The sequence below is a fragment of the Paenibacillus sp. TAB_01 genome, from assembly GCF_043945595.1.
Lineage (GTDB): Bacteria > Bacillota > Bacilli > Paenibacillales > NBRC-103111 > Paenibacillus_S.
The window spans coordinates 3,566,377-3,577,786 of sequence record NZ_JBIFNP010000001.1; the positions used below are offsets into that span (position 1 = coordinate 3,566,377).

General features: G+C 55.5%; 4 protein-coding genes and 2 pseudogenes. 1 reads left to right on the forward strand and 5 read right to left on the reverse strand.

The genetic code is table 11. From position 1 onward, the window contains the following. Positions 1 to 36: 36 nt before the first annotated feature. The 5 genes and pseudogenes from ACHHV8_RS17215 to ACHHV8_RS17235 all read right to left on the reverse strand — a co-directional run bounded on the left by ACHHV8_RS17215 (position 37) and on the right by ACHHV8_RS17235 (position 9,654). A complete protein-coding gene (locus ACHHV8_RS17215; protein ID WP_395159973.1) occupies positions 37 to 765 on the reverse strand; it encodes an amino acid ABC transporter ATP-binding protein in 729 nt (242 codons plus the stop codon). Between the two features lie 543 nt (positions 766 to 1,308). Then, complete coding sequence (locus tag ACHHV8_RS17220) at positions 1,309 to 2,445, reverse strand: SdrD B-like domain-containing protein (protein ID WP_395159975.1); 1,137 nt, start codon at positions 2,443 to 2,445, stop codon at positions 1,309 to 1,311. Beyond that, on the reverse strand, positions 2,375 to 6,793 hold the full coding sequence (locus ACHHV8_RS17225; protein WP_395159977.1) for an SdrD B-like domain-containing protein: 4,419 nt from the start codon (positions 6,791 to 6,793) through the stop codon (positions 2,375 to 2,377). The genes ACHHV8_RS17220 and ACHHV8_RS17225 overlap by 71 nt, the downstream gene beginning before the upstream one ends. A 19-nt stretch (positions 6,794 to 6,812) precedes the next feature. After that, a pseudogene (locus ACHHV8_RS17230) lies at positions 6,813 to 7,529 on the reverse strand (class D sortase). Between the two features lie 551 nt (positions 7,530 to 8,080). Beyond that, positions 8,081 to 9,654: pseudogene (locus tag ACHHV8_RS17235) on the reverse strand (FAD-dependent oxidoreductase). A gap of 180 nt (positions 9,655 to 9,834) precedes the next feature. On the opposite strand from ACHHV8_RS17235, the gene ACHHV8_RS17240 reads away from it, so the two are divergent. Then, positions 9,835 to 11,133 (forward strand): IS110 family RNA-guided transposase, encoded by a 1,299-nt coding sequence (locus ACHHV8_RS17240; protein WP_395158340.1) that lies wholly within the window; start codon positions 9,835 to 9,837, stop codon positions 11,131 to 11,133. The last annotated feature ends 277 nt before the right edge of the window (positions 11,134 to 11,410 follow it).

The window sequence follows — 11,410 nt, forward strand, 5'->3', positions numbered from 1 at the left end:
ATGACTCCCTTCGCTATATCAAGATTTATGAATACCTTAGTGATTCAGCACGCGGTTCAGGAACAGCTGCGCCCTCTCCTCACGGGGATTGGAGAAAAATGCGTCCGGAGAGGATACCTCCAGAATTTGACCTTTGTCCATAAAGACCACCCGGTCGGCGACCTCCTTCGCAAAGCCCATCTCATGCGTCACGACGACCATCGTCATTCCTTCATTCGCGAGCGTCTTCATAACATCAAGCACCTCGCCTACCATCTCGGGATCGAGCGCCGAGGTCGGCTCGTCAAACAGCATGATTTGCGGCTTCATGGCAAGACCTCTCGCTATGGCGACACGCTGCTGCTGCCCGCCGGACAATTGGGAAGGAAACCGGTCCGCCTTATCCGCAATGCCGACTTTCTCGAGATAATATTTCGCGGTTTGCTCCGCTTCCGCCTTGGGTACCCCCAGCACCTTCATCGGGGCCAGCGTAATGTTATCTATGACCTTCATATGAGGGTACAGATTGAAATGCTGGAAGACCATGCCGATATCCCGGCGAAGCTTGTTAATATCCGTCTTGCTGTCATTCACTTTCACATTGTTGACAGTCAGCCCGCCGCTGGTAATCGTCTCCAGTCTGTTGATACATCGAAGAAGCGTGCTTTTGCCTGAGCCTGACGGCCCTATAACGACAACCACCTCACCTTGCGCAATGTCAAGACAAATATCCTTCAGCACATGAAAATCGCCGTAATGCTTGTCTACTTGCTGAAACGAGATCATAGAACCCCTCCTTCCGTGCTTATCCCCCGCCTCGCAGACTGTCGGAGAAGCTGCTAGCGGGCTAAAGATATGCATACGTGATGTTTCATTACACCTTATGTTGTTTATTGTAACTTCTACCTACTGAATCTTACGGAATCCTACATTGAATTTTTAAAATTTTTTTACAATTAAGAAAAAGAAAGGTCAAAGCCGTGTGTAAACGGCTGCATAACGGCATATATGAAAAGCTCCCCTTAGAGCAGCAGGCTTGCTAATTTCACCTGTCTGCTTCAAGGAGAGCTGCTCAAGCAAGCTTTGGACGCTCCTTCCTGTCTATGAAGCGAAGAGGCCAGCCAGAAATCTCCGGCTGACCTGATCATACGAAATCCCCCCATGTCCTGACGGCCATGGGGGGAGCCTTCAATAATAGATGAAGAAATTTTTCAGTAGTAACTTAGCGGCCTTGTTTCTTACTGAGCATGATCCGCCCAATCGCGAGAGCCCCCGCTGCGGCACACAGCAATACGCCGATCAGCGGAGTCAATGGGAACGGCTCGCCGGTCAAAGGAAGCGTCCTCGTTCCCGGCTGGCTTGCTGAGCCGGGAACGCCGCCGTCAGGAGCCGCTCCAGGGGAATCCCCTCCGGGGCCGGCTCCCGGCTCATCTCCGCCGGAGGCTCCGTTTCCAGGCTCGCTGCCTCCCGGCTGCTGGCCGGGCCCGTTAGGGCTCGGAGTCCCGTTACCGGGTGCGGGCTGATCCGGAGTCTCACCCGGCTGACCTCCGCCGCCGGACGGATTCTGCGGTGTCCCCGGGGTCCCGGTCCGCCGGATCCTCCGGGGTTTCCAGGGCCGCCGGAAGAGCCGTCACCTCCGCTTCCGCCGCCGGAATCACCCGAGCCCCCCGAATCTCCCGAACCGCCGGAGTCGGAATCACCCGGGTTGGAAGGATTCGTGCTTCTGCGCTTGAAGCCTGCGTCAACCGTAAGATTGCTCTCACCTTCAGCCAAGAGAACAACCTCCGTCAAGCCGGCTCCATTCACATCGGAGTCCGCCGTGCGGTCCGTGCCTCTTCCCTGCTCCGTATAAACGTAGCCGGATGGCAAATCGAACTTCACTTTGTACCTTCCCGGCTGCAGATCGCCGAATTGATACAATCCGGCACGGTCGTATACGGTACCGGTAACGGTGGAAGTCAACAGCGTGCCGTCTTCCAGATACACTGTAACAAGCACGCCGTTCAAGCCCGGCTCTTGTTCATTTTGAATGCCGTCGCCATTCATATCAATCCATGCATAGTCCCCGAGCGCCGCGGGGTTCCGGCCCGGTCCGGGCCCGTGATCACCGTCGTCGGATGCGACGATTCCCGCATCCAAAGTGAGATTCGACTCGCCGGCCTGCAAAGCAATCGCTGCCGTGGTGCCATCGCCGAATGCATCGGAATCTGCGGAACGGTCGGCACCTTGCCCCTTCGCAGTAAATTCATAGCCGGACGGAAGCTCGAATTTCAAGCTGTATTTCCCTGCCGTCAGCTCCCGGAAGCTGTAATACCCCGATTCACCGTAAACCGCACCGGTTACTGTGGAAGAAATCAGCTGTCCGTCCTCCTTATACAAGTGGACGAAAAGCCCGTTAACGCCCGTTTCTCCCTCGTTTTGCACACCGTCTCCATTCACATCGTACCAGACACGGTCTCCGAGCACCGCTGACGGTTCCGGGTTTACCGGCATTTGCTTGAGCCCGGCATCGACCGACAGATCGGTCTGCCCCTGCGTCAAGGTAATGAAGGTCCGTCGTCCCGTCAGGCAGTGCATCGGAATCTGCCGACCGGTTGTCTCCGGCTCCTTTCAGCGTAAACGCATAGCCGGACGGAAGCTCGAATTTTATCCTGTACTGGCCTGCCGAAAGTTCGTCAAACCTGTACCTTCCCAGGCTGCCATACACTGAATCCGTCACCGCTTCCGCCAGCTGCTGCCCGCGTTCGTCCAGCAGCCGGACCGTCACGCCGCCGATTCCCGGTTCTCCGTCATTCTGCACACCGTCCCCGTTCTTGTCATCCCATACGTAGTCGCCAAGCATGCCCAGGACAGGAGGTACGGATAGCCGCCGGAGCCCGGCGTCGATACTCAGGTCGGTCTGCCCCGAAGCCAAAGCGATCCGGTCGGTCATTCCATCGGCATAAGCATCGGAATCCGTCGCAGAATTGCCTCCGGCCCCTTTGCCGGTAAATGCATACCCGTCCGGTAAGCCGAACTGCACGATATAGCTGCCGGGCGTCAAATCGCTGAATTGATAATAACCGGGCGAACTGTATACGCTGCTGTACACGCTGTTATAAACGGATTGATAGACGGACGCCGTTATCGTCGATGCCTGCAAGGCACCACGGTCATTGTACAGCTTCACGACGATGCCGTTGACGCCGCTGTCTCCGTCATTTTGCACAGCGTCCCCGTTCTCATCCAGCCACACATAGTCGCCAAGCGCCGCTTTACCTTCTTCAGGCGGCAGCGGAATGATACCGGCATCGACCGTATCGTTCGCTTCGCCCGCAGCCAGCCTAATAATCCCGCTCACGCCGCTAGCCGTATCGGCATTCGAGTCCTGGTCCGAGGCCGCATCCTTCCCTTGGACTGTAAACGCGTAAGAACCTTCGGGAAGCGTGAATCGGACTTGATACGCACCGGCCCACAAGGAACCGAACCGGTAAAATCCGTCGCCATAGACGGTATCCTTGACAGTCTTGGCCGTCTGCACCGCTTCTCCGCGTTCGTTCAACAGCTCTACGGTCAGTCCGTTAAGACCGGGCTCCGCCCCATCCTGCAAACCATTCTTGTTCTCGTCCAGCCAGACGCGGTTCCCGAGGCTTGCGCTCGGCGCCAGCAGTCCTGCGTCTACCGTGTTATTGCTTTCATTTGCTCCTAAAGCGATCAGTCCGGTTCTGCCTGCAGCCGGATCGGGATTGGAATCCAGCTCTCTCTGGCTGCCGTCTCCCTGCTGTGTAAACCTGTATCCTGCCGGCAGATCGAACTGAACAAAATAGCTCCCAGCCGGCAAGTGCTCGAAGGCGTAGATGCCGCCGCCGGAAGTAACGGTCTCAGCCAAAACAAATCCGTTGGCGTCAAATAAACGGACGGCTGCACCGTCCTGCCCCGGCTCGCCCGCGTCCTGAAGTCCGTTGCCGTTCGTATCGAGCCAGACCTTATCGCCGATTCTACCTTGCGGCAACAGCAGTCCTGCGTCAATATCCGTGTTCCTTTGGCCGGCGCCGAGCTGAATCATCTCCGACCAGCCGTCGGCGTCGGCATCAGAATCGGAAGCATCCGCGGTCTGATTTGCTTTTACCCAGCCTCCGTAGCCTTCCGGAAGGTTAAATTTCACCCGATAGCTCCCCGAGGACAGATGGGTGAACATATAATAACCGGGATTGCCGGCGAAATCGTTGCTCGTAATCGTCGACTGCACCAGGGCCCCGGAGGCGTTATACAGCTCCACATGAACGCCGTTCACGCCCTGCTCGGCGGTTTCATTCTGTACGCCGTCCCCGTTTGCATCGCGCCAGACATAGTTCCCGATTTCGCCTTCGGCATCCTCCTGAACGACGACCCCAACCTTCAACGGCTCCGTCGTCAGCAGCGATTTCCCGTTATCGACCCGCTGCGCCGTATAGCCGAAGGAGCTCCATGCGGTCTGACCGTCCGTCGGCGCATTGACCGGCGCCCGCATGACCCAGCCGACCTCCTCTTGAGCCCCCGGCGCGATCACATGTCCGTCGGAAAACATGAACTTCAGACCCGTTACTTTCGTGAGGTCTCCGGGAGGCTCCATCGACCAATGGCCGCCGCTCATAGCGATATCCGCATCGGTCGAATAATACGCGGTTATATAATTTGGCGTTACTACTTTTCCGGTTAAAACCGGACTCCACCCGCTGTCCCGCGAAGATCTGTCCACCACGCCCAAATCGCCTATACGGGGCAGGGCATCGACAATCAGCAGCCCTTTCACCGCTATATTGCCCACGTTCGTCACCTGCAGCCTGTACTCAACCTTGCCTCCGGGCGTCGTCAGTCCTTTAGAGGGATACTGTGTCCAATTGTTCCCGTCCAAATCGCCCTGCACCCATTTGACGGATTCCAGCTTGACGGTGGAGTGAACATACACAGGCGCATTATTATAGTCATACCATCTGCCGTTCTTGTAAATCTTCTTCGTAAAATCAGCGTTGTTCAAATAATCGTGCCGGTCGGAGGTCACCTCCGCTACATTATCAACATAGCCCGACTTCGTGCCTGCCTTGATCTTGGCTTCATACTCCAGCACGATCTTTTTACTTAAGCCGATGGCGGCCGGATTGCCGTCACTCCAGCTCCACCGGAGCAAGCTGCGCCCATCGGTTCCCGTACCCAGTTCAAAGACAGGAGCGCTCAGACCCAGACCGCTGTCATCGGTCAGCCTTGCGCTGTCCGGAACATATTCCAGCTCCGGCGGCAGCAGATCCTCGATAATCGGATTTTGAAAATCCATACTGCTGTACTCGGAGTTCCGCACCGATATTTGATAATGTACTGTATCGCCTGGCGAGAAATCCGTGCCGTTGAGCGCCTTTTTCACGACCTCCAGCAGCGGACGGTTCTGCACGATATACAGATCCGCACTCCGGTTTTCCTCATACAGGCTGCCGGCAAAGCTGTAGCGCAGCCCCGCCGTATTCGTGGTCTTGGCGGTTTCATCCGGCACAGCCGAAGCCGGCATGACAGGATCCACCTTGTAGCGGATTTCGAAATTACCCGTTTGGTTGAAATTTACCGGCACGGTCCCGTACACGAGCTTAAAGCCCCTTACCGCTGAGCCGGGAACGGGAAGCTCGCTTACCTTCAAGGTTTGCCGCTGATCCGTGCGCACCGTTTTCCAATCGTTCCAAGGTCCGTATACGCTGTCCGCCACGGTATATTGAATCTTGTAAGAATCGATACCGGTAAACGTCGGCGTAAAGATCTGCAGCAATTCCAAATGGTCCGGCGTCATATCCGTTACCTCATAATTTTGCAGGCTGACATTGGCACGGCTGTACAAGCTTCCGATATAAAAGTTAACGTCTTGCCCCGGCGATGCTTCCTTCTGGCGATCCTGCACGGATTTGAAAAAACCGCTGCCCCCGTCCTCCGGGCTGGATGTAAAGCCGTGCTGCACCTCCGCGTGGAGCGTAACGGGACTCTGCTGCAAAGGCGTGTACGCCGCCTCCGCCGTATTCGTTACGAGACCCGAAGCGGTGGAAGGATATTTCACCAGTACCCGCAGTTCCTTGGACGTCACTCCCTGGCCCAGCGTGCCGAGGTTCCAGATGACTTGACCGTTCTCCACCTTGTCCGCCGCCGGAGTGGCGGATACGAATTGCGCTTCCGCCGGCAGCGTGTCGCGTACCACGGCGTCGCGCAGCTCCAGTCTCCCGGAAGCGCTCAGCTTTTTGTCCCGCAGGGTAAGCTTATACTCCACCTCGCCCCCCGGCTCGGGCAGCACCTCCTGGACCGGCTTCGTTCTTTCCTTCTTCAGCTCCCACTCGGCGGAGGCTCTTGCAGTAACCGTAACGGCATTGGACGTCTTGCTGCCTTGTCCGCTTAGAAACTTGCCGCTTGCCGAAACCGCCGTTCCGTCCGGAGTAGTATAATTCGGGAAATAGACGATCACTTGAACCGTCCCCGTCGTTCCGGCCCGCACCGCGTCCTTGAATTTGAAGGTTACGGTATGCAGCGCCGCATCGTAAGCATAGTTCGTGTCTCCTGCGTCGACTGCTGAGGCAAACACCAGCTCTTTCGGCAGGGGAAGGACGATTTCAGCGTCGGTGAACAGCTTCGTCGTGCTGGATACGCTGTAGCTTATCTCGTAAGTAAACTTGTTCCCCGAATCGACGAGGGACTGCGTGCTCCTTAGCTCGATTTGAATGCCGTCCGCCGGTTCGTCTGCCGCCCACACGGTGATCGGAAGCAGCAGCATGTGCCAAAGAAGCAGCAGCGCCGTAATTAGTGCGTGCTCCTTTTTAAACCTTCTCATGCGTCACATTTCTCCTTACTCATGACACGGACCCCGCCGGCCCCTTCCAAACCGCTTTGACAATAAGCCGATGGGTCGGATGGTATTTAGGCTCGCAGGTAATCAGTGTCATTTCCGCTTTGTTCTTGCTCTGATCCAATACGGACAAATCGTCCGGCTCGACAAGATATTTGGAGGTCACCTCATATTCAAAAGCGTTGGACGGTGTCTTGATGACCACCCGGTCCCCCTTCTCCAGCTCATTAAGCCGGCTGAACTGCTTGCCGTAGGCTCAGCTTCGGTGTCCTGCCAGCACGTAATTGCCGATGGTGCCGGGAAGACGGCCCGGCTCCACGATACCGATGCCCGTCTTTAACGCCTCCGGGTCGGCTCCCTGCACAACAGGCTCCAGCAGCCGGAGCTTCTCGATCGACAGCATCGCTTGTACGGCGTACCCGTCAACCGACAGCAGAGACCCCGGCGTCTCCTGCACATGAATCCCCTCTCCAGCCGTCACCGGGAGCGGTACAGGCGGCCCGGCCACGGGCCCAGCCTCATTTCGCGCTTCCTGTTCAGCCATAGGTTCAGTCTTGAGCTCAGTCTTAGGTTCAGCCTTCTCGCCCGCAGCAGTACGCTTGTTCCACTGCTCCAATAGAGCCTGCTGGCGCTTCTCCTGGACGAAATGGTACCACCACGGCTGAAGCATCAGGGCCGCCCCGATACAGAAAAGCAGCACGATTGCGACGTTTTGTATCATTGTACGGATGACACTGCACCTCCCTCAAGGCTGGAGACTCGGAGCCTGCTCCAATAAACCGCTGCCCTCCTTTCTGCTGCCAAATCGGAAGTTCGATGAAACGATTTTCTTGGATGTCTTCTTTCAGAATACGGTCGTCTATACCGGAATATGCCATAATGCGGCGGAAGGCGGAGCAATTACGAACCATGGGACGATGCAGGCTCCTAATGATGGGGAGAGATGTCGAGCCACCTAATGTTGGCGGGGGAGGGATGCCGATCCTAATGTTGGCGGGGGAGGGATGGGGTATGGGGTTTCAATCGCTGTTAAACCCGTGTCCTTCTGAATGGGATGAGAGCTGTGAGGACACGGGTTTAAAGGCGACCGCTTCGCTTTTCCACCCCATACCCCATCCCTCTGGTTCGACCTTTGCTTTAGGCTTCGACTTTATTTAAGCAAAAAAACAGGCAGAATGCCCCATCTCAGAGGAGATGAAGGCGTTCTGCCTGCCTATATGTTTGGTTGGTCTGCTATTATCTGATGTTACAGTTAGTAACATTTAATTACATTTAAACCGGTCCGATTTGAGGCCAGGCCAGTTCGACGCCCTGGGCTGTCAGGAGGGCTTGCAGCGCCTGCAGCTTTTCCGGCGCAGCCCGGAGCCTCGGTCGGGCGGTAGTTATGCTCGAGGCAGAAGGCTGCGGTATAGCCGGCCGATTCGCCGATGTTCCATTCGACGGGATGCAGCCTGTAGCAGCCATTCGTAATATGCGTCGTGCCGATATTTTTGCAGGCCGCAAGCAGATTTTTCACACGGCGCGGAATCAGGCTGCCGAGCGGAATCTGAAACGGCACCGAGGAAATATCGAGAAACGTGCGTCCGCTCATACTCGGATGAAGGTCGATGCGGTAGGAGCCGATACCTACGCTGTCGGTAAACGGCTCGGCGCCCCGCTCCCCTCTGACGGCTGCGCTGACATGCTGCTCCTTCACCGTAAATTCGGCTTGAATCCGTCTAGATTCGCGGATATAAGGAGCTTGGGCCAGGCCGTCTTCGCTGCCAAGCACATCCGGACGGAGCCGCAGTCCCGGATAGCCCGTTTTACCGTCGGGGCGCGGCGCCTCGGTCTGCAGCCAGTAAAGCAAGGAAAGGCTTAACTGCTTGGCCTGGGTCAGATGCTTCCTCGCTTCAGCCTCGGGCACGTCATACAAATTTCCCAGAAAGTAATCATTTTGCGCCCAATTCACCAGTGTAACATCAGAGGCGTACGTGCCGGCAGCAAAATTGTTCTTATCGATAATCCGGCGGTAAATAAACAACGGGTATTTGTCCGTACCCGGAAACAGCGTTTCTTCCGTCGGCTCCAGCGTCTTCGGATCGGGAGAGACCCAATTCAGCAGCGGGTTCGGCCAAATCTCCGGCTGGTAGGCACCGCCAAAAACGGTAATTTTTCGGCTTGTCGATCACATGATTCTCGCCTTCGAAGTAATCCATAGCAAAGCAGTACGTAAAAGCTTGAATATCTTTAGGGTCCGCCTTGCCTTCAAGAGCATGCGGCTCGCCTGTGTCGGATTTCGACTCCGCCCCGGTAACGTATTCGACTCCGGCAAGCGGCAGCACGTCACCGCACTCGGTGGCATCAAGAAAATAAGATGCCGTAATCGTCAGCTTATCGCCCTCGGCCGTTTTGACGGTGACGGAGCGGATCTCATCCCGAACTGTCTCCGCTTTGATCGGCTTGCTGCCTGTATAGAGCGTCAGCTTCCCGCTGTTGATAAAAGGCGCCAGCATCTCGCGCAGCACCGCGAGCATCACCCGCGGCTCGGCGCAGAGACGGCTTACACCGCCGTTGCCGGGATTGAAGTAAACGGCTGACCGTCCCGCCTCGGACAACGGAAAATGACGCCGGTAATAGTCTCTCACCCGATTCCGGAATGTACGGTAGCTGCGCGTGCAGCCGAACTGCTCAATCCATTTATGCTCGTCGGGCGGTGCCGCCTGGCTCGTCAGCTGACCGCCGATCCAGGCGTATTCTTCGGTCATGACGACGGTCCGGCCCAGGCTGCATGCGGCCAATGCCGCGGCGCAGCCTCCAACCCCTCCGCCGATCACCGCAATATCGGCATGAATCTCTCGGTTCATTCCCTTCGCCTCCTCATCCTAATATAGGGTGATTTAACCTCATATTCCCAGACGTAAACAAGGAGCCATTCCTGTAATGAAGTAATTTGAGCTTTGAACGAAAAAAGCGCCTCTTGTATACTGGGAATCGTTGTTCTCGACCAAAAGAACAAAACCCACATACGAAAAGAGGCACCTACTATGAAGCATAAGCTAAAACAGAAACAGAATCAACGGATTACACGAATTACCGATTCGACGCTGGTTGTCGGTGCGGACATTGCCAAGAAGATTCATGTAGCGCGTGCAGTAGATTTTCGTGGAATTGAACTGGGCAAGGATTGCGTGTTCCACAACGATCAGGGAGGGTTGACAAAACTGGCGACGTGGATGAAGGAGCTCGGACAAACACATGGCAAGACTGATATTGTGTTTGGAATTGAGCCAACCGGACACTATTGGTTCCCGCTCGCAGCATTTCTGCAGGAACAAGGCATTCAGGTCGTTGTCGTCAATCCGCATCATGTCAGCAAGACGAAAGAACTTGAGGACAACTCGCAGACGAAAAGCGACTATAAAGATGCCAAAGTCATTGCGGATCTCATTCGGAACGGGAAGTACTCGGAGCCGAAATTGCCTACAAAAGAATACGCAGATTTACGAATCCTGATGAACCTGCGGGAGAAGGTGTCGGCCAGCTTGACGCAAGTGAAAGGTCGCATCGGCAACTGGTTTGACAGGTTTTTTCCGGAGTACATCGGTGTCTTTAAGGATTGGGACGGCAAAGCTTCGCTCATGACGATGAGGGCATTTCCGTTGCCGGCAGACATCGTCGCCAAGGGGGCCAGAGACGTCCTGGCTCACTGGAAGACGGACGTGAAGCGTGGCGTGGGGATCAAGCGTGCAGAAAAGCTATACGCTGTCGCTGTTGCGTCTATCGGACTGGTAGAAGGCGCCGTCGCGGCTCGAATGGAACTTCATACGCTGCTCGGGCAGTTCGACCTGTTTAACGATCAACTGGAATCCATTATGGGGCAAGTCATGCGGATCCTGGAGAACATTCCTGGAGTAATACAAATGCTGACCGTACCGGGAGTTGGAGCGATTACCGTGGCTGGATTTCTAGCTGAGGTTGGGGATCTAAACAACTACGATCACGGTCAACAAATTATTCGACTCGCCGGGCTAAACCTCAAAGAGAACAGCTCGGGTAAACGCAAGGGCAAGACGGGAATTAGCAAGCGAGGACGATCACGCCTGCGAGCGCTCTTGTACCGCGCGGTGATGCCAATGGTGGCTAAGAATGAGGCTTTTAAGTCGCTTCACAAGCACTATACAACGCGAAGCCAAAATCCACTCAAGAAAAAGCAGTCCCTCATCGCCTTGTGTGGCAAACTCATTCGAGTTCTGCACACGCTGGGGACAAAGCAAAGAGAGTACAACGCAATTGACGTTATGGGTCCCGTTAGGAGCTACCAGATACAGCAAGAGGCTGCTTAGAGCAAGAAAGCAAATACCTGGAATCTCGCATTATTCACAAGTGAACAACTATGACAACGGAAGCACCGGAGAAGCCGACGAACAATATTCCATAAGGGCAACGACCCCGTAAAGGAGCAAGAATCGGCATCCACCCCTTGAGAGGTAGAACGAAGGAATGTGAGGGCATAGACCCAGCGTGACATGGGAGGGTAAACCTCGAGGGTGAATGTGGATATCCAACTGTGCGATCATACCGAATAATCCACAGTTTTGGAATCTGATATCCTAAGCTCTA

Coding starts and splice junctions, on each gene's coding strand:
- ACHHV8_RS17215 (WP_395159973.1), bottom strand. CDS start 765: ATGATCTCGTTTCAGCAAGTAGACAAGCATTACGGCGATTTTCATGTG.
- ACHHV8_RS17225 (WP_395159977.1), bottom strand. CDS start 6,793: ATGAGAAGGTTTAAAAAGGAGCACGCACTAATTACGGCGCTGCTGCTT.
- ACHHV8_RS17240 (WP_395158340.1), top strand. CDS start 9,835: ATGAAGCATAAGCTAAAACAGAAACAGAATCAACGGATTACACGAATT.